This window comes from Pseudomonas sp. JS3066, assembly GCF_036328175.1.
GTDB lineage: Bacteria > Pseudomonadota > Gammaproteobacteria > Pseudomonadales > Pseudomonadaceae > Metapseudomonas.
This window is the reverse complement of record NZ_CP143312.1, coordinates 2,567,128-2,588,271: the sequence shown is the minus strand read 5'-3', so window position 1 is coordinate 2,588,271 and position 21,144 is coordinate 2,567,128. Positions and strand designations below refer to the sequence as shown.

The following is a 21,144-nucleotide window of genomic DNA, read 5'->3' as shown; positions in this document are numbered from 1 at the left end:
CGGTGTTCCTTATTTGCTGACGAGAAGTTTGCTGTGTTCCTGTTCACCCAGGGTGCGCTGGATTTCCCGGGCGAGCGTCTGGATGTCGTGCTTTTCGATCTGCTCCGGGAGGGTATCCAGGCCAATGGAGTTGTACAGCCGACCCCAGGCCGCCTGGGCGTCGGAGTAGGCGGCCTCGCGCTGGTAGCGCGAAAGCAGGTAGCGGCCTTCGGCACGGATCAGCTCCAGTTCCGAACCATAGGAGGTCGTACGTGCGGCCTGGGCGTAGTCCAGCAGGCTCTGGTCCACCCGCAGGCTCTGGTCGGCGAATTCCACTTCCTGGCGCGCCAGCTGATAGCGCAGAGTGCCCACCCGTACCTGAGTGAGGATGGCCATGGACAGTGCGACACGGCGCATGTCGTCGGTCTGCTCCTGGGATTCGGCAGCCGCGTTCAGCGACGGCAGTTGCAGCAGGCGCAGCAGATTCAGCGACACCTGCAGGCCGGTCTCGGTCCAGTGACTGTTGTAGAGGAATTTGTTGGAGTCGTACTTGTAGCCGAAGTCCAGGCTGACGTTAGGCCAGAGCTGGGCCTTGGCGATCTTCAGGTCATTCTCGTTGACCCGCTTGCGGTACCACTCCTCCATGATTTCCGGACGGTTCTCCAGGGAGATCTGTTCCAGCCGGTTGATGTCCTGATTCAGTTCCGGCAGTGGCGGCTCGGCCTGGTCGGCGAGGATCAGCTTCGAGCCTGGCGGCAGCGACATCAGCGCGGACAGTTCGGCTTGAGCGAACTCCAGGTCCTGGCGGCGTACGGTGAGCAGGTAGATCGAGTCGAGCAGGGCGCGCTGGTAGGACAGCACTTCCTGGCGCGGCAGCAGGCCCTTGGTCTCGGCCTCGCGGGCGGAAAGCAGTGCCTGGTGAGTACGTACCAGAAGGCGGTCGACCTGGGGCATCAGGCGCTGGGCACCGACGGCGCGCCAGTAGGCGTTGCGCACGTCCTGCAGGACGTTCTGCGCTACCTTGCGGCGGCGTTCCTCGGCCATGAGGATCTGGTCGCTCTTCTGCTGGGTACGGTAGTAGGCGACGCCGAAGTCCAGCAGGCTCCAGGACAGACCCAGGCCGTAGAGTTCGCGGTAGCGCTCTTCGGAGGTGGAAGCCCGCAAGCTTTCTTCACGGTCCTCGATGCCGATGGAGGTGCCGCCGGAGTCGTTGTTACGCCCGGCATATCCGGCCGAGGCGACCAGGCGCGGCAGCATTTCGTGACTGGAGACGTCGCGCAGGTCACTGGCCAGGGCGCTTTCCATGAGCTTGAGGCGATAGTCCAGGTTGTATTTCAGGGCCCGGGCCGCGGCCTCGTAGAAGGTGATCGGGGCGGTCACCGGCTCCTGATTGGAATACATCTGTGACTGATCGCGAATGATGCGCTGCCGGCTTTCCTCATCCGTGTACTCGTGGGGTTTCATGGCCGAGCAGGCACCTAGCAGCAGGCTGGAGGCGATGGCGGCGCTGAGGAGCGTTTGGGGCGTTCTTGGCATGGTCGATCCTTGTTCCTTGCTTATTCGGTTGACCGGTTGCCCAGCGCGCGCAGGCGCTCGGCGGCCTCGCGCAACTGGGCACGGAAGCCGGGGGCGGTACGGGAGTCGGAAGGCGGCGGCAGCCGGGCATCGCCCTGGGTCAGGTTGTCCGGGGTGGTGGCGAACACCGAGGGGTCGGGCAGCAGGCCGTCGGCGCTCAGGCTGGTTCGGCCGTGGCGACCGAGAATCCAGGCCAGGTCCAGGTCGCTGCTGGCACTGCTATCGCGTACGGCGTGGGAGACGAACTGGCCCTTGACCTGGCCGAAGTGCGCGCTCAGGGTTTCGCTCTCGATTTCCGGCTCCAGCCCCAGCCGCAGATCGCTGCCGTCAGCGTCCCAGCCGGACAACATCAGCTGGCGATCATTCCGTTCCACCACCGGGCCGACGAAGACCACCGGGTCCACGCCGGGCAGAGGCAGACGCCGGAATGGATCGAGATCGCCACGGTCCTCGTGTGGGCCAATGGGGTCATGGTTGGGAGCGGGGATGAAGGGCGCGGCGATATCCAGGTCTATCACCAGTTGCGCCAGGTCGGTTGCACCGGCGCGGTCGCCGAGCGTGTAGGTGAAGACGTCCTGCAGGACGCGGCCGAGGCCGGCGGCCCTGAGCACTTCGGGGTTGGTCAGGTCGATGCTGTAGGTGTAGCTGCCGTCGGCATTGATCACCAGGGTGCCGTAGCGACCGGCGATGGGTTGGCCGACGAGCCCGGTCGTGCCGCTGCCATTCTCCGCACCGCTGCGGATGCCCACCACTTGCAACTGTTCGCCCCCGTCCACGTCCGAGTCATTGGGCAGCACATTGCCCGTAGCCTGGGGCGCCGGGGTCTGGTCGCTGGCGACGTTGCTGTCGTCCCGGGCGACCGGATTGTCGTTGGCACCCTGGATCAGGATGTTCAGGCGGGCTTCCGATTGTGCACCTGTCGTGTCGCGCATGACGTAGGTGAAGGACTCGCGCAGGGATTCACCGGCAGTGCGCAGGGCTTGCACCAGCGGGTTGGTGTTATCCAGCACATAGACATAGCTGCCATCGGCATTGAGGGTCAGCGTGCCGTAGCGACCCACCAGGGCCTGTCCCGCAAGAGCGCCGCTGCCCAGCTCGCTGGTGGCCGAAAGGACCTGCCGGGTCTCGCCATTGGCGACGCTGTCCACGTCCTGGTCGTTGGTCAGGACATTGCCGGTAGGGTCGCTGCCAGGGATGTCGTTGCCCACGCCGCCTGCCTCGACCGCCGTGGTGTCGTCATCCTGGGCGACCGGCGTGTCGTTGCGACCATCGATGGTGATGCGCAGCTCGGCGGTATCGGTGGCCAGATGCGTGTCGGCAAGCGTGTAGGTGAAGGTGTCCACCAGGGTCTGGCCACTGATGCGCAGCGCCTGGACTTCAGCCAGGCTGTTGTCGACCACGTAGGTCCAGCTGCCATCGGCATTCATCGTCAGATCGCCGTAGAGGCCGCGCAGCACCGTGCCGACGGTCCCGCTGGTGCCACTGCCGGCTTCGCTGCCGGTGCGAATGGCCAATACCGACAGCTGCTGCCCTTCGAGATCCGTGTCGTTGCTCAGCACATTGCCGCTGGGATTCACGCCCGGTACGTCGTTGTTCAAGCCGCCGGCCTCGATAGCGGTGGCCTCGTCGTCGAAGCCATCCGGCACGTCGTTGCGGCCGACGACGATGATCGACAGTTGCGCCAGGTCGGTGAGGCCGCCCAGGTCGGTGACCTCATAGGTGAAGTGATCCACCAGGGTGTCCAGCAGGTCGAGGGCGAGCACGTCCGGGTTGGAAATGTCGATGGTGTAGTGGTAGCTGCCGTCGGCATTGATCACCAGGGTGCCGTACTGGCCGACCAGCACGCTGCCGACCGAGCCGGCGGTGCCGCTGCCGTTCTCCGGCCCCGTACGGATACCGGTGACGGTGAGCTGGTCGCCCTGGTCGATATCGGTGTCATTGGGCAGGACGTTGCCGCTGGGGTTGAGCACCAGGCCGTCGCCATTGTCGGTGACGCCGACGTTCAGGTCGTCCTGCGCCACCGGGCTGTCCCACGCGCCTTGGATTGTGATGCTGAACTGAGCGATATCCTCGGCACCTGCGGTATCGCGCATGCGGTAGGAGAAGATTTCCTGCAGGCTGTCTCCCGGTTTGAGGGCCTGGACCGCAGCAAGGTTGTTGTTCACCACATAACTGTATTGGCCGCTGGCCGAGACTGTCAGGATTCCATAGAGACCCGCAATGACCTGGTTGCCGGCAACGTTGGTGAAGGTGCCGCCTTCAGCTTCGCTACCGGTACGAATGCCGTTGATGGCCTTGGTATCGCCAGCATCGACGTCACGGTCATTGTTGAGAAGGTTTCCATTTGGGTTCACTCCCAGCGTGGCGTTGTCGGTTCCGCCGGCTTCCACTGCAATGGCTCCATCGTTGACGGACAGTGGGTTATCGTTGACGCCACGGATGGTGATTGTCAGGTCCGCGATGCTGTTTGAGCCCGCTTCGTCGCGTGTGGCGTAAGTGAAGATTTCGACGAGGGTGTCGCCGTTGACACGCAGGGCCTGAACCTGCGGATCGTTGTTATCGACCACGTAGGTGTAGCTGCCGTCGTCATTGAGCGTCAGGGTGCCGTAGCGACCTGCGAATGGGACACCGATCGTACCCAGGGTGCCTCCCTGGCGGATACCGATGACGGTGACGGTCTCGCCGAACTGATCCACATCAATATCGTTGTCCAGCACATTGCCGCTGGGGTCGAAACCGGGGGTCCCATTGTTCAGCCCGCCGGCTTCGATCGCTGTCGCGAAGTCGTTATTGTCCTCGCGAGCGTCATTGGCGCCTTGGATGGTGATGCTCAGCCAAGCGATGTCGGTGGTGCCAGAGGCATCAATCAGGGTGTAGTTGAATCCGTCCAACAGGGTGTCCGCTGCAGTGCGAAGCGCCTCGACTTCCGGCATGTCATTGTCCAGGCGATAGCTGTAGCTGCCGTCGGCGTTCAGGGTCAGCCATCCATAGGTGCCGCGCAATTCGGTACCGAGGATGCCAGTCGTGCCTGCTCCTTCGACAACACCAGTGCGCACCGACGCCACCGCCCGGGTCTCGCCATAGTCGATGGGGTCGAGGGCGCTGCCGTCGACGTCCGTATCGTTGTCCAGGACATTGCCGGTTGGATCAACGCCGGGAATCTGGTTGTTCCGACCGCCGGCTTCCACTGCCGTAGCGGTGTCGTTGGTCGCCACCGGGTTGTCGTTGCGGCCAAGGATGAGGATCACCAGTTGCGCTGATTCAGGCGCTTCCTGGCCATCGGAAATGGCGTAGGTGAAGCGCTCGATGAGGAAATCCGAGAGCAGGCGCAGGGCCTCCACTTCGGGATTGGTGTTATCCAGGACGTAGCTGTAGGTGCCATCGGCGTTCAGGGTCAGGGTGCCGTACTGGCCCGCGAAGGCCTGGCCGATCACGCCGGTGGTTCCCAGTTCGTCGTTGCTGACGGAGACCACCGTGATCGGGTCGCCGTCAGGGTCGACATCGAACAGCAGAGCGTCGCCCGTGGGGTCGATGCCTGCCTGGCCGTTGGCGACGCCGCCGCGTTCGACGGCGATGTTGAAGTGATTCTGAGCCACCGGCGGGTCGTTTACGCCGCGGACAGTAATGACCAGTTGCGCCAGGTCGGTGAAACCGTTGGTGTCGATGATCTGGTAAGTGAAGGTCTCGGTCAGCGTCTGGCCGGCGAGCAGGGCCTGGACCGTGGGGTTGGCGCTGTCTACGTCATAGGTGAAGGAACCGTCAGCACCCATGCGCAGGAGGCCGAAGTTGCCCAGTAGCAAGGTGGCGCCGGTGGTGCTGGTGGAACCGGTCGCTACTCCAATCAGCACCCCGCCGGCGGTTTCCAGGCCCGAACGCACGCCATTGACCCGGAGCAGGGTATTGGGCCGGTCGGCCGCGTCGACGTCGTTGTCCACGCCGTTGCCACCGGGCTGGGTGACCGGGCCGGGGCGGCTGGGGAAGCGGATGACGTTGCCGCTGGGGTTGCTTTCACCGATGGCAGCGGGGCCGGAGCCGGCCTGGGCCACGGCCTGGTCATCGCTGGCCAGGGGGTTGTCGTAGTTGCCACGAATGGTGATGCGCAATTCCGCGAGGTCGTTCAAGCCAGCCGTATCAGTGACCTGGTAGCTGAAGAACTCGGTCAGCGTGTCGTTGGGCCCCAGCCGTTGCACGGCGGTGGCGTTCTCGTTCAGCACATAGGTGTACGTGCCATCGGACGCAATGGTCAGGGTGCCGTAAGTGCCGATGATGTTTACGCTGCCACCAGTGGGGACGATGGCCAGTACGCCCTGCGCGAGCTCACGCAGGGCGCGCGCGCCGGTGACTGTCTTGGTTTCGCCATAGTCGATCGGGTCCGCCGGGTTTTCGCCGCCGTCCACATCGAAGTCGTTGTCCAGCACATTACCGGTGGCGTTGGCACCGGGAGCGGGGAAGCCGGCCGGCGGGGTATCGCCGGGGTTACCGATATCGGTGTTGTTGACGCCACCTTTCTCGATGGCTGTGCCTACGTCATTGACACCCACCGGGGTGTCGTTGGCGCCCTGGATGACCACCGAGAAGTTGGCTGAGGATTGCAACGGTGGACCGCCCAGGCCGATGTCCGAGATCACGTAGGTGAAACTCTCGTTCAACTGGTCGCCCGCCTGGCGCAGCGCCTGCACCTCGGGATTGGCGTTGTCGACGATGTACTGGTAGGCGCCATTGGACTGCAGCACCAGCTTGCCGTAGCGCCCGAACACCTCCACCGATCCCAGCGCTGGAACCGGAACCACTACGCCGAGTGGGGAGGTGACCGATACGACGAATATCTGGTCGCCGTTGGTACCGATATCGATGTCGGTATCGTTGCTCAGCAGATTGCCGCGCGGATCGATGCCCGGGAGGCGGTTGGCGGTACCGCCAGCTTCCACCGCCGTGGCGTTGTCGTCCACGGCGTTCGGCGCGTCGTTCACCGGATCGAGGCGGATCACCAGGAAGTCGCTGTCGGTGCGGGCGTCCGCCAGTTCGCCGGGAATGCCATTGCCGTTGAAGTCGCCGTAGTTGCCCAGGTCGTTGGTCAGCACCTCGAGGAAATCGACGCCGTTGAAGTCGAGGTTGCCCAGATAGCTGACGCCGGCCAGGGCCGCGTTGATGTCGGCGATCCGGCCCAGCAGGACCAGGTTCGTCGTCCCGGCCCCGGTCACCGTTACGCCAGTGGTCGGACCGGTGAGTGTGAGCGTGCCGTGAAGAACGTTGAGGTTGACCTCGATGGCGCGGCTGGCGACGACCGGATCGCGCTCGGCATCGATGTCGCTGACGCTGATGCCGGAAATCGCCAGGGGCGTGTCTTCTCGTCCCTGCTGGAAGCCGGGCAGGGTATTGACCGGCGCATCGTTGAGCTCGACATAGCCGGAGTTGGCCTGCTGCGTGACACCTTCGCCAAGGGTCACCTGGACCTGGCCGAGGGTTCCGGCATCGGTGTCGATGCGAATCCGCAGTTCGCCGAACTGGGCAATGCTGTTCACAGTGGTCGGTGCATCGATGCGGAACAGGCCGCTGGGTAGCACGCCGAAGGAAAAACGGCCGTTGGCGTTGGTAGTGGTGGTGAAGGTCTTGTCGTCGCCACTACCGAACACGCCGTCGTTACCGGCCCAGATCAGGTTGATGGTCTGGTTGGCGATGGCCAGTTCGTACGCGGGGGTGCCGGGAACCGGGTCCGGATCCGGTGTGGCGTCGTTGGGGGCGGTGGCGGCCGTGCCCGTATCGTTCCACAGGGTGCCGCTGATGATCCCGAGGCCGGCGCCTTCGCGGAGCACGTAGTTGTTCAGGGCATTGGCACCGGGGCCATCTGCGCCGGTCCGCTCGCCCGTGGCCGTGCCGTCCGGGCCCACTGCCGTGCCGCCCCAACCGGTGAAGGATTCCGGCAGGCTGCTCCAGCTCAGCGTGGCATCGGTGCTGGCGATGGTCGCGTTGTTCGGCACCTGGACGCTGTAGACCACGCTGACGCTGGTGCCCGGATCGATGCGCGCGATATCCACGGTCACGCCGCCCGCACCGCTGAAGCTGACACCGGCCGGCAGGTTGCCCGGGCCGAAGGTGTTGCCGCCAATGGTGATGCTGAGCAGCGTGTAACTGCTGCCGGTTGGGAAACCATCGGTCAGGTGCACGTCATAGGCCGGCAGGCTGCCGTTGGCGGTGAAACCGATGGTGACGGTTGCGGTGCCGAGGGTGCCGCCGGGATTTGCGTTGAAGTCGGTGACAGTCTTGTCCAGGTTGGCGAAGCCGGGTTCTACGATGCGCTCGAACAGGGTATCGCTGGTGGTACGGATGATGCCGTTGACGCGATCATGCACCGTGACGCCGAGCAGGACGGCGGACTGGTTGCCCAGGCTGTTATCCACGCGGGCATTGAACTCGAACACAATCCCTTCCAGGTCGTCATCGTTACCATCGTTGCCCCCGGCGAATCCCTCGTTGGTGATGTTGCCCAGGTTGAGGGTCACCACCTGGTTGCCATTGCCGTCGGTGCCGAGCGTGACGTAGATGGGATTCAGCACCCCGGTTGGGGCCGGTCCGGACAGATTCGGGGTGATGAGCTGGGCTTGCGGGCTGTCTTCGTTGCCGATGATCTGCAGGGTGCCGCTGGTGATCAGGTCGCCGAGGCTGGTGACCAGCCCGCCGTCGGAAATGAACCCAATACGCATGGTGCTGAGGTCATCCACCGTCAGCCCGTCGTCGAGGGTGACAACCAGCTGGTAGTTGGGGTTGATGCCCTCGGGAATCAGGACGGCGGTGCGGTAGCGGATGATCTCGCCAACGGCCACGACCTCGATCGGTGCATTGGTGGGGTTGGGGGCGGCCGTATCGTTCAACCCCCCCACGCGGGACAGGCGTATGCCCTGGGCGATGGGAAAAATAAGAATGCTGTCGCGCTGGTAGTCGTTGAGCACGCCGGTGTTGAGCAGGCCGTCCTGGCCGGTGCGTTCGCCGGCCGGATCAGCGGCACCGTTGGTGTTGTTGCCGTTGAGGCTGGTCCAGCGCACATCGGCGAGGTTGTCGAAGCGGGCCACCGAGGCACCGGTGGCATTGACTACGCCACTGATGCGGATGGTGATGGTGCCGCCCTTGGCGATGTCGACGTTGCCGGTGTTGATCAGCGTACGGCCATTCGGGTCGAGGACGAAGCTGCCCCTGATATCCGTGCTGACCCCGCCTACGGTATAGGTCACGCTGACCAATGTGAGCTGGTCCAGTTCGGTGGGCAGCTGGCTCGAGAAGGCGATGTCGAAGGCGTCGTAATCGCTACCGGCGTTGCCATTGGCGATGGTGATGCTGAAGTCGACCGGGTCGCCTTCATCGAAGCCCAGGCCCGGGTTGGTGATCAAATGCTGGCTGAGCTGCAGGGTGGGTTCCTGAATGGTGATCGCGGGCTTGGTGCCGGTCAGGTTCACATCGCGATTCAGCGGCGCGCTGCCGTTCGGGGTGTTCCCATCGGGGTCGCTGTAGCTCAGGCGGGCGTCGTTCTGGCGCACGCCACCGGCCTGGTTGCCGAGCACGTTGCTGGCCACCAGCCGCACGCGGATGACGAAGCTGTTGTTGCCGATGTTGTTGTCGCCCGTGGCGCCGGAGGCGCTGAAAATGAAGCGCGCATCGGCGCCGTCGGCACCCAGGGTGCCGGTGGGGGCGGTGAGACTACCGATGGTGACCGTGCCGGCGAAGTTGGCGGTCAACGCGCCGCCAGCGGTGGTAATCAATTGGTAGCCCTGGTTGGCATTGAAGCTGGTGTCCAGGCGCAGGCCGGGCGGGATCAGGTCGTCGATGCGCAAACTCTGGGTAGTGCCTTCAGGCAGCGTGACGATGATGTCGTAGAGCATGCTTTCGCCGACTACCAGGTTCGCACCGGTGGTGTGAGCGGCACTGGAATCGCCATTGTCCAGGCTGCCGCCGGCGAAGTTCTTGCTGATCACCGGCGCTGCGACCTGCTGGCTGGCGAGGTCGGAGAGCGGCACCGGCACGAAGTTCTGCCCACCCTCGGCGCTGGCGTAGTGGGTCAGCTCGGCAGTGCTTTGCAGGGTGGCGCTGGCGCCGATGGCCGCCGCCACCTGCACGTCATAGGTAATGACCACGACGTTGGCGCCGCTGTTATCCGCCGCGGTCCCGGGGCGGCCGGCCAGCAGGGCGCCAGCTCCGGGTGAGTCGATGAAGGTGATGGTGTTGGTGGCGTTGTCCACGGTGAAGTGGGTGCCGGCTATCAGTCGGGTGCCGTCGCCGCGATAGATCAGCAGGTTTGAACTGGCCAGGTTGCCACCCACGAAGGACAGGCCCGGCGGCAGGCTGATGCGGGTGCTGACGTCATAGGCGTTGCCGCCCCCATGGTTCTCGATGGCGGTGGCCAGGCGCAGGCGGTCGCTGGCATCGATGCCGGTGACATTGCCATTGACCGCGAGGATATCGGTGATGCTGCCGCTGAAGGGAACGCCGGTGGTGCCCGGCGCGTTCCAGGCGCCGGTGGCGCCGGTCACAGTGCCATGGCTGGTGGAAACCACGCCGTGGCTCATGGTGAGCACCGGTTCGGCCACCGAGGCGATCAGGGTCACGTCATCGGTGGTGAGCAGGACGCTCTTGTCCAGGGTACGGGTCTGGCTGGATTCGCCCAGCACGTTGAAGGCGCGCTGGTCGGCGAACGGCTGGTCGCTGACGGTGAGGGTGAAGTCGATGGCGACGCGGCTACCGTTGATATCGGGGTTCACGTAGTCAGCGAAGGTGAATACCAGCGAATTGCCGGCGCCGATGGTGACCGAGATAGGGCTGTTGGGGTTGGTATTGCCCGTGGCCAGGCGCCAGATGGCATTGGGATCGACGCCACTCAGGTCGAACAGCGGCAGCGGCAGGTAGGCGGTGAGCTTGAAGTTCTCGTAATCGCCGGTGACCAGGTCGTAGGTCAGGCGGAAGGTGACGGTATCGCCTGGCCGCAATTCGGTGCCGGGCGCCGGCGCACCTCCACCGTTGAGGCCGGCCAGATCGATCTGCACCTGGCTGGTAGGAATGGTGCTGACGGTGTTGGAGGTGTCGCTTTCGTCGAAACCGCTGAGGTTGTTCGGGTCGAACAGTATGGTGGCGGTCACCGTGGCGTTATTGCCGACCGAGTCGCCTTCGTTGATTTCGCTGTGGGGCGCGCCGGCGGGCGGCGTGTAACTTTGGGCAACCCGAGCCTGATAACCGATTACCGCCAGGGTGGCACCTTGCAGCAGGTCATCGAAGGCCAGGTCACCGTTGAGCCAATCGCGGATACCGAATGCGTTGGCCAGCGACTGGGCAATGTCGAACTGCATCGAGGTGCTGCCGTCGGCATTGACCACGCTGCTGCTGACCAGGGCGATGGTCTGGGTCACTCCGTTCTGGGTGATCGTCAGGGTCGCGGTGCCGGCTATCAGGTTCTGCCCGTCGCCCAGCTGGTCCGATACCAGGAAGCTGCCGTTGCCGAGGAAGGTCTTGCCGAAGGCGAAGTAGTCCGACAGCGCGATGTTCAGCCTGTAGTCCAGGACATCCCCCGGACTGATGCCGGGGCTGCCGACATCGGTGCGTACGCTGACCTGCTTCTGCAGGGTGATGGACTTGGCGACGAAACTGACGTCGTTGCCGGTGCCGTCGAAGGCGATCTGGCCATTGGGAGCATCGCGCGGGTCGAGGGGTATCCAGTTCCCCGCGGCCTCGGGCCTGGCGAACGTGATGGTGACATCGTCGCCGGTGGCGGCGTTGAGCACCGGCACACCATCGGCGTCGTCGTCCGGAACGAAGAACTGTACGTTGGTGGTGGTCGGTGCGGTCAAGGTCGCATAGCTGACAGTGAACTCGCTGATGTACAGGTCGTTGCTGAGGTCACCGTCGCTGTTCTGCGCCAGGATGCGCTGAATGAACGTCGGGTCGGTGACTGTATTGCCGTTGTGAAGGGTGATCGAGGTGATGGTGCCGCCGCCACCGGGTGTGATGGCGGTCACGATGACGTTGTCCGGTACCGGCTGGGTCAGTACCACGTTGGTCAAGGTCTGGGAGTCGGCCGGATTGATGATGACGTCCAGTTCGCGGCCATAGTTCGGTCCGGTCGCGGTTTCGCCTTCGGGCGTGGTGATCACCTGGTCGAAGGTGATTACCGTCGGATGCACCACGAAGCTGTCGGCGTTGGTCGATGGCTCCAGAATGCTGGGGTCGGTGGCCGGGTTGTTCAGCGAGTCATTGCCGTACTGGAAGCCGCTGCGCGCACGGATGGTCAGGTCCGGCGTCGTCCCGGAGAAGGAGAAGTCGGTGTCAGCCAGGTCGCTCAGAGAAGCCGTCACTTGCACGGTGATGGGCGGCTGGCCCAGGGTGACACTGGCGAACGGCAGTTCTACCACCACCATCTGGTCGCCGGCACGCATGCCGAAGTCTGCGGCGTTGATGATCAGCGGCTTGCCGTCGGTTCCTACTGCCAGCGGGTGGCTGGCCTGGCCGTTGGCGTCGAAGGTCAGCACGTGGGCGGTGAGGTTCTGCCCGAGGTAGGTGGCGGAGACGAAGGTGACACCGTCGTCTATTTCCGCGCCAGCACCATCCTTGCCCGTAGCCGGGAAGAACAGGTCGATGAAGGGCGCGTAGCCCGTATCGGTGGTGATATTGGTAAACGTAACGTTGAAGCTGAAGGTTTCTCCCAGCAGCACATCCGCGCCACCGGTGAGGGTGGTGGTCGGTCCGGCCGCCAGCAGCCGGTCGTAGCCAGCGGTGGCCGCGACGGCCAGCGCGATGGGCTTGTCGATGTCGCCGCGGGCGACTTCCAGCTCCCAGTCGCCGCCCGCGCGGGCGCTGCCGGTGTCATCGCTGGAGGCTGCGACGTCGGCGCCGGTCCAGCGCGCCAGCTCGTTGACCAGGGTGCGCCCGGCGCTGCCTTCGCCGACCTTGCAACCATAAAGCTGGATATCGGCGCCTTCGCTGAGCGACTGGCTCCACTGGCTGAGGGGCTGGGCGAACTGGTCGATGTTGTCGGCGGTCAGGGTGGTCTTGCCGAGGGTGAACTCGCCTGAAGCACCGTGGGACAGGATCTGAATGGAATCCACCTGGCCAAGCTGGGTCAGTGCAGCAGAGATGGCGGCGAGGCCATCCTGGTTGGCTTCCACCACCAGTACTTCGACGTTGCCTGGGAGCTGCGCCGTCAGCTTCTCGCGACCGTCTATACGGCTGTCGAGCACCAGCAGGTGGCGGCTTGCGGAAGGTTGCTGGCCGGGCTCGCTGCGGGCGTCGCTGGGCGTGGCGTGATCGGCGACGGGTTTGCCGGCGTCGCCAGTGTCCTGGTGCTGCTGGTCCGCTGCGGTGGCGGCTGCACCGTCGAAGAGAATGCGGGGCTCCAGGGCCAGGGCACGGCGCTGGGGTCTGAATGCGGGCGGCACAAAGGTACCGGGCTTGGTATCAATATCCATATGTTCACCAAGAAACCTGTCACGTATGGGCAGGCCTGCAACGTTTGAGATTCAGTACATCGAGAGCACCTCGCGCCCCGGAGGGTGCAAGATGCGGGTTCAACCTGTACTGGGTACTGCGGCGCAGAAACCCGGCGTCGTCCGGGGCATGTCGATGACCCGTCAAAAGCCAAGGTGGGAAGTTTCGCCTGTCTGCGGCGGAGTCCAGTCCTGAAGTCCGGTTTGCTGAGCAGAAGTCCGTTTTCTGTCAGAAAATTCTCACGATGAGCCTACACAAGTTTTATTGAAACGCCAGCCCATCCGTCCGCCACAAGGCGTGGCAAATCCAGCTGACGCGCTACTTTCGAGGCGAAACCGTGACGGGGTCGGCCATCGCATGTAGAGATCGAGAGTGCGGATGAATCCCCAACTGGCGAGCCGGGGTGAATCAGGCGCGCAGGGAGGCAACCCCGGTTCAACGAACTGAACTAGGCTGCAACTGGCCGGGCCAGGAGTTGGGGGCGCCCGGCGAACAAAAAGAATTGGCTGGAGCGCGCTAAATGGACAAACGGATCAGTTGGTGGGGAGCCACGATCTTCTGGATTTTCTCGATGGTGCTTTCCGCTACCGCACATGGCGCCGATGAAGCGGCGAACGCCGCGGCGGAACCCTCCGAACTGAAAATCGCCAATCGCAGCATCTTCGTCTTCCGCGCCACGCTCCTGGGTGAATCACCCGCCGCTCGTGCTAGCCGCGCCCGCGCCGTGATCCGCGAGATGCTGGACGGCACTGAGGAGACCGACGTCAGGCTCGATAGCATCCAGGACAACTACATGGTGTTGCTGGGTGACCGGCGCGCCTTCATCGTCTCGCCGAACGATCTGGATGCCGGTGAAACCTCGGTGCGGCAGGATGCCGAAGACGCGGCCCAGCGGTTGCGCCTGGTGGTGGCGGAGTCTGCGCAAGCCCGTAGTCTGCGCTTCCTGCTGACCGCAGGCGGGTACTCGGTGGCGGCCACGCTGCTGTATATCGCATTGTTGAAATTGCTCGGCTGGGCGCATCGCAAGGCGTTGTCCTGGTTACCCAGGCACATGCGCAGGCACACCAGTGCGCTGAAGATCGGGGAAACCCAGCTGGTGGATACCAGCAACCTGTTTCCAGTGGTTCGGCGCCTGTTGGCGCTGGTGTTCTGGTCACTGGTGCTGCTGCTCACCTATGAATGGCTGAGCTTCGTACTACAGCGATTCCCCTATACCCGGCCCTGGGGCGAAAGCCTGAACCACTACCTGGTGGACCTGGTGCGTTACGTACTGGACGCCATGGTCAGCGCCATACCGGGACTGGTCATCGCGCTGCTGATCTTCTTCATCGCGCGCGGCATCAGCGCCTTCAGCAAACGTCTGCTGGAGCGCCTTTCCCGTCCTGGCACCATCACCTGGCTCAACGACGAAACACTGCAACCCACCACGCGTCTGACTTCACTGGCCATCTGGCTGTTCGCCCTGGCCATGGCCTATCCCTACCTGCCGGGCGCCGGGACCGAGGCGTTCAAAGGGTTGTCCGTGCTGATCGGTCTGATGATTTCCCTGGGCGCGTCCAGCGTGGTCGGGCAGGCAGCGGCAGGGCTGATTCTGACTTACACCCGCACCCTGAGGCCCGGCGAGTACGTCCGCATTGGCGACAACGAGGGCACAGTCACCGAGCTGGGCATGTTCACCACCAGCATCCGCACTGGCCTGGGTGAGGTGCTGACCATCCCCAACTCGATGATCACCGGCTCGGTGACGCGCAACTACTCCCGCGTCGTGCAGGGCCGGGGCTATGTGGTGGATACCACTGTGACCATCGGCTACGACACGCCCTGGCGCCAGGTCGAGGCCATGCTGCTGGAAGCGGCCCGACGCACCCCCGGCATCCTCCAGAATCCCCTGCCACAGGTGTTCCAGACGGCGCTGTCGGACTTCTACCCCGAGTACCGGCTGGTGGCACAGGCAGTGCCCAGCGAACCACGTCCACGGGCGGAGCTGCTGACGATGCTGCACGCCAGTATCCAGGACGTGTTCAACGAGTACGGCGTGCAGATCATGTCGCCGCACTATCTGGGCGATCCCCCGCAGGAGAAGTGGGTGCCAAAGGAGCGCTGGTACACGGCACCCGCCAGAGAAGTGGATCAGGAAGAAGGCGGGCGGTGATCGAATCCGTCCTGGACTCGCTGCAAACAGGAAATAAGCCCGACCAGGGGCAAGTCGAACTGACCACGGAGCAAGGGCATGAGGGGTCGAAATTCGGAGGGACGACTTTGCGCCGTTCTGCAGTCCGCAGTGTTGACGCTGGCGCTGATGACGGGGCAGGCAGCCTGGGCTGTCGGGGAAGCGCCAGGCAGGTTGCCGGGACCTGCCAGCGAGGTGGAAGGCTATGCCGCCAGCGACAGTTGCCTGGGATGTCACGCCACGGAGGCCGGGCAATGGAAAGACTCCGACCACGGTTGGGCCATGCGCAAGGCAGAGGCAGGCAATGTGCTGGGCGACTTCGATGCGGCCACTTTCGATGAGGCTGGTGTCAAGGCGCGTTTCTTCCGCAAGGGCGATGACTACTTCGTCAACACGGAAGGTGAAGACGGCAAGTCCACTGACTTCCAGATCCTCTACACCTTCGGCTTCTCCCCGTTGCAGCAGTACCTGGTGGCCCTGCCGCGTGGACGCCTGCAGGCTCTGACCATCGCCTGGGACAGTCGTCCCAAGGGGGAGGGTGGCCAACGCTGGTTCTCCCTCTATCCGGGGCAGCGTTTTGCGCCGAGCGACCCGCTGCACTGGACCGGCCGCTACCAGAACTGGAATGCCATGTGCGCCGACTGCCACTCGACGCGCCTGATGAAAAATTACGACGACAAGCAGGACAGCTTCGCCTCCACCTGGCACGAACAAACTGTCGGCTGCCAGGGTTGCCACGGTCCGGGCCAGGCTCACGTCGACTGGGCGAAGCAGGACAAGTCGGCCAACAAGACCTACGCTGCGGCCGCCGACCTGGGACTGAAGGTCGACTTCAAGGCGTTGGGCAGCCAGGGTCTGGTGGAGCAGTGCGCCTACTGCCATAGCCGCCGACAGGGGCTGGGCACGGGGCAGGAACCGGGGCAGCCGCAACTGGACCAGAGCCTGCCGGCCACGCTGCGCGCGGGCCTCTACCACGCTGACGGCCAGATTGACGGCGAAGTCTATGAGTTCGGTTCGTTCACCCAGAGCAAGATGTACGCGGCCGGCGTTGCCTGTACCGACTGCCACAACCCGCATACCACCCAAGTGAAGATCGAAGGCAACGGCCTCTGCCTGCAATGCCACAACAGCAATCCGCCGCTGGCGCGCTTCGCCAGCCTCCCGTCCAAGGACTACGACAGCAAGGCTCACCACCGCCATGAGCCAGGCACGCCTGGTGCGCAGTGCGTCAACTGCCACATGCCGAGCAAGACTTACATGGTCGTGGACCCGCGCCGCGATCACAGCCTGCGCATTCCGCGCCCGGACCTGGCCGACAAGGACGGAAGCCCGGATGCTTGCACCAGCTGCCATCAGGACCAGAAACCCGCATGGGCAGCCAAGGCCATTGAAGGCTGGTTCGGCAAGCCGCAACGGCCACCGCACTATGGCGAGGACCTTCATGCGGTGCGCAGCGGCCAGGGTATCTCGCTGAGCCTGCTCGGCTCGGTGTTGGCGGACAAGGGCAAGCCGGCCATCGTCCGCGCCACCGCCGCCGAGCAGATGGCCGACCTCGGCCCGCCGGCCATCTCCAATTTGCAGTGGGCGCTCAAGGACGACAGCGAGCTGGTGCGTGCCTATGCCGTTTCGGGCTTTACCAGCGTGCCACCGGCCGAGCGGCTGAAGCCGTTGCTGGCGTTGCTGGATGACCCGACGCGTGCAGTGCGGGATGAAACCGTCCGTGCCCTGGCGGATGTCCCGCCTGATCTGTTGCCGGTCGAGCGGCGAGCGCCGTTTCAGGCATTGCTGGCCGACTATGAACGGCGCCTGCGCGGCAATGCCGATCTACCCGGTGGCCGCCTCAACCTGGCAGTACTGTTGTCGCGTCAGGGGCGTGATGGCGAGGCGATGGAGGAGTATCGCCAGGCGCTCAGGCTCGACCCGTACTTCTCGCCGGCACGAGTGAACCTGGTCACCCTGGCCAGTGCGACGCAGCCCGACGAGGCCGAGCGGCTGCTGCGCGAAGGGCTGGCGCTGGAAAAGATGCCGGAAACCGACCACGGCAACCTGGCCTACATGCTGGCCTTGCTGCTCGTGGAACGGGGCAGGGCGGAGGAGGCGTTGAACTGGATGGAAAAGGCCGCAGTCGAACTGCCCGGCAATTCACGTATCCGCTACAACCAGGGGTTGCTGCTGTCACGCATGCACCGTCGCAATGACGCGCTGAGTGCGCTGCGTAGCGGCCTTGAGCAATCCCCGTCGGACCCGGACCTGCTCTATTCGCTGATCTATCTGCACGCTGTGGAGGGCGAGCGAAGCGAGGCGTTCGAATACGTCAAACGCATGCGTGAAGTGGCACCGGATGACCCTCGCCTGCACGCGATCGAGCCCTATTGGCGGCAGTGAGACGCGGCAGGCAGCGCAAACAGGCGAGCTTACTGGCGACATCGCATTTGAAAGTCGTGGTTCTCTCGCCTAAACCTTCAAAACGTTTACGTGTCGTTCAGTGTGGAAGTCGTACGTGCAGTCACGTGACTTGCTGTCTAACAACCAAGGAATGAAAAACATGACGAACAAACTGATTGGCAAGGCCATTATCTTCGGACTTCTCAGCACCGCCGGCGTTGCGGCGTACGCGGGGCAGGCCGGGGGCGGCGGCTGCGGCTGGGGGAACATGGTGTTCGAAGGTCAGCGCGGCCTGGTTCCGCACCTGCTGGCCACCACCACCAACGGCACCTCGGGCAACGCCACCTTTGGCTTGACTTCGGGTACCAACGGTTGCGACTCCAGCGTGAAGCTGGGCTACGGCGGCCGTTCGCTGTTCGCCATGAATGGCATGCTCGACAGCATCGCCGAGGACATGGCGCAGGGGCAGGGCGAAGCGCTGGATGCCTATGCCACCCTGCTGGGCATCGAACAGGCTGACCGCGCCCACTTCGCGAAGGTCACCCAGGCCAACTTCTCGAGCATCTTCGCAAGTCCTGACGCGACCGGCGAAGAGGTACTCGCCGCGACTCTCGACGTGATGAGCCGCGACCAGCAACTGGCTCGCTACGCCAAGCTGCCGAGCTGATACCACTCGCAAACGAAAATGCCCTCTTAGGAGGGCATTTTTGTGGGTGGTGGAATATCTGCAGGAGCGAATTCTGCCCGCGATCAGCTGCCCAGCTTCAGGCCGCTGGTGGATTCAGGATTGTTTGTGCCTCACCCTTTTGGGGAGCGGGTAGTTTCAGGCTGTGTTGTCCGGCATTTGGCGCCTCGAACGTTGGGCCTCGTTCCTCGGACCAACCTACGGCCGGTGAATTCGCCCGCTTCTCGTAGGTTGGCGCAGAGCGAAGCCCAACGGACGGGCTGTCTGCGGGGGCTGGGCCTTTCAAAACCGCCAGGTTGCGCCACCGCCGATAACGTGCAGCGCGGCATTGTCATAGCTGCCGGACAGGCTATTGCCCGAGCGCTGCTTGGTCTGCTCAACGTCCATGTCGCCCAGCCAGATCAGGGTATAGACCATGTGCAGGTCGAGCCCTTCGTCGACCTGATAGTTCACACCCGCAGCCAGGCGCCAGGATTCGGCCATGGGGTTGTCCACGGTGCGGTCTTCGTCGTCCACCGCCGAGCTGTCGTAGCCGACGCCCATGCTCCAGCGCAGTTGATGAGTGGCCTGGTACTGGGCGCCTACCGAGGCGTGCCAGGTGTCCTTGTACTGCCGGTCCACGGTCCGGCTGGTGCCGAAGTTGTCAGCGTCCACTTCGACACCGATGTTCCCGAACTCGCTCCAGTCCTGCCAGCCGAGGCTGGCCAGCAGCTTCCATCGCGGATCCAGGTCGTGGGCGATGCTCAGTACCGCGGTTTGCGGCACTTCCATGTCGATGTCCAGGTTGTCCACGTCCAAGCGCCGCAGCGCCAGGTTCAGCAGCGGGTTGCTGATATCGTCGACGCTGGGGCGGTCGGAGAACTCAAGGTCCACTTTGCTGGTGTAGGCGAGACCGACCTGGGTACGTTCATCGAGTCGGTACAGCAGGCCGATGTTGAAGCCCACGCCGAAGTCGGTGTCCTTGTATTCGAGCTGGCCATCCGGGCGGTCGGCCAGGCCGAGCAGGTTGTTGTTGACCGCCACTTCGGTCCGGTAGTAGGCGTACATCATGCGCGGCCCGAAGCCGATGGAGAGGTCGTCGTTGATCTTGTAGGCATAGGTCGGCTGCAGCGACACACCAATGATGGCGGACTCCTGGGTGAAGTATCGGCCGGCCCAGTCGTCGTCGTAGTCCAGCGCCAGGCCGAAATTCCCGTACATGCCGAAGCCGATGCTTGCCTGGTCGTTGATCTGGTGGCTGACGAACAGGCTGGTGCCCGGCAGGTACTGGAGCGCGTTGCCACCTTCGTTGCCGTCGAACTGGTTGCCGGCATCGCGGGAAAAGGTGATGTCGCCGAAGATCACCTGGCCGTTGGCGCTGATCTGGGTGCCGGGCAGTTCGGTGAGGCCTGCCGGGTTGTTCATCAACACGCTGGGGTCGGTGGCCAGTGCCGCCGCGCCGGCATTGGCCAGGCCGGCGCCTTCCTGTCCGGCCTCGTAGATCAGGATGCCGCCCGCCCAGCTTGCTCCCGGAAGCGTCCAGAGCGCAGTGGTCAGGGCGGAGAGTCTGATGACGCGTGGTGCTAGGGAGCGGGTACTGGACATGGTGCTTCCTCTGCCGGTCAGTCGAACCAGATGGCGCCGTACCCGCCTGACTGCGTGGGGCGTCGACGTTATCCAGCCTAGATGCTCGTCCTCTGCGTGCAACTCGACTTGGCGCCGCACTTCTCAGAGCGAATTCCCTGATCGTCCGGTCAGGTGCTAGCTGGCGCATGGAGCACTTGCGGCTAGAGTTACGAAAGCCGCAGTTCACGAATGCGTCTCGTGTGGTCGATCCAGGCCTGTGTAGTGGAAGCAGTTCGCCACGCTATGCAGGCGTCGATGGTCAACCTTCCGAACCACGTTCAGTCAGGGAATCGATAAGTGACTACACGCGAGCAGATTGCCGAGTTGGAGGCCAGTGTTTCGGAGTTGGTCCTGGGGCAGGCCGAAACCATTCGCCACGTCCTGCTGGGGCTGTTGGCCAATGGTCATGTACTCCTGGAAAGCCTGCCGGGCCTGGCCAAGACCCGTACCGTCAAGGCGCTCGCCACCCATCTGGAAGCGCAAATGCGCCGTATCCAGTTCACCCCTGACCTGTTGCCCTCGGACATCACCGGTGGCGAGATTCTCCAGCAAACCGCCGAGGGCAACCAGATCAAGTTCCAGCCGGGGCCGCTGTTCGGCAATGTGATCCTCGCCGACGAGATCAATCGCGCACCAGCCAAAGTCCAGGCCGCTCTGCTGGAAGCCATGGAAGAGCGGCAGATCACCGTTGCCGGCCATAGCTATGCGATGCCAGGCCTGTTCATGGTGCTGGCGACGCAGAATCCCATCGAGCAGGAAGGCACTTACCCGCTGCCGGAAGCGCAGATGGACCGTTTCCTGATGAAGCTGCAACTGGATTACCCGAAAGTGGAAGACGAGACGCAAGTCCTGCGACTGGTGCGTGGCGAGGAACAGGCCGCGCAGGGCGAGCAGCGGGAACCGGTACGCCTGCCCCAGGAAGTGCTCTTCGCGGCGCGACGTGAAATGGCCAGCGTGCATGTTTCGGAGGCCATCGATCGCTACTTGATCGACCTGATCAATGCGACACGCCACCCGGCCGACTACGACGCCGACCTTGCCCGCTGGATCAATATCGGTGCCAGCCCCCGGGGTGGCATCAGCCTGGATCGCGTTTCGCGGGCGCACGCCTGGCTGTCCGGCAACGAGTTCGTGTCACCCGACGATGTGCGTGCCGTGCTGCACCCGGTATTGCGCCACCGCCTGCAGCTTTCCTACGACGCCATTGCCGACGGCGTAAGTGCGGACCAGGTGCTGGACCGCCTGCTGGACAAGGTGGCGATTCCTGCCTGAGTGGACCCAAGGC

At 64.0% G+C, this 21,144-nt stretch carries 7 protein-coding genes; 4 read left to right on the top strand and 3 right to left on the bottom strand.

The features are described from left to right. Positions 1 to 9: 9 nt before the first annotated feature. On the bottom strand, positions 10 to 1,515 hold the full coding sequence (locus SA496_RS12020; protein ID WP_120651024.1) for a TolC family protein: 1,506 nt from the start codon (positions 1,513 to 1,515) through the stop codon (positions 10 to 12). 20 nt (positions 1,516 to 1,535) lie between these two features. Beyond that, complete coding sequence (locus SA496_RS12015) at positions 1,536 to 12,995, bottom strand: VCBS domain-containing protein (RefSeq protein WP_330115479.1); 11,460 nt, start codon at positions 12,993 to 12,995, stop codon at positions 1,536 to 1,538. 539 nt (positions 12,996 to 13,534) lie between these two features. Between SA496_RS12015 and SA496_RS12010 the strand changes: the two genes are divergently transcribed. The 3 genes from SA496_RS12010 (at position 13,535) to SA496_RS12000 (ending at position 18,236) form a co-directional block, all read left to right on the top strand. Further along, on the top strand, positions 13,535 to 15,166 hold the full coding sequence (locus SA496_RS12010; protein ID WP_442965082.1) for a mechanosensitive ion channel family protein: 1,632 nt from the start codon (positions 13,535 to 13,537) through the stop codon (positions 15,164 to 15,166). A 78-nt stretch (positions 15,167 to 15,244) separates the two neighbouring features. Continuing rightward, the gene (locus SA496_RS12005) at positions 15,245 to 17,569 is read left to right on the top strand and encodes a cytochrome c3 family protein (protein WP_442965081.1); all 2,325 of its coding nucleotides are present in this window, start codon (positions 15,245 to 15,247) and stop codon (positions 17,567 to 17,569) included. A gap of 160 nt (positions 17,570 to 17,729) precedes the next feature. Next, positions 17,730 to 18,236 (top strand): DUF3015 domain-containing protein, encoded by a 507-nt coding sequence (locus SA496_RS12000; protein ID WP_120651027.1) that lies wholly within the window; start codon positions 17,730 to 17,732, stop codon positions 18,234 to 18,236. A 300-nt stretch (positions 18,237 to 18,536) separates the two neighbouring features. Here SA496_RS12000 and SA496_RS11995 read toward each other — a convergent pair whose 3' ends face one another. Beyond that, a complete protein-coding gene (locus SA496_RS11995) occupies positions 18,537 to 19,838 on the bottom strand; it encodes an OmpP1/FadL family transporter (protein ID WP_330115478.1) in 1,302 nt (433 codons plus the stop codon). A 318-nt stretch (positions 19,839 to 20,156) separates the two neighbouring features. Between SA496_RS11995 and SA496_RS11990 the strand changes: the two genes are divergently transcribed. Beyond that, positions 20,157 to 21,131, top strand: a complete 975-nt coding sequence (locus tag SA496_RS11990; RefSeq protein ID WP_330115477.1) for an AAA family ATPase — start codon at positions 20,157 to 20,159, stop codon at positions 21,129 to 21,131. Positions 21,132 to 21,144: the final 13 nt, after the last annotated feature.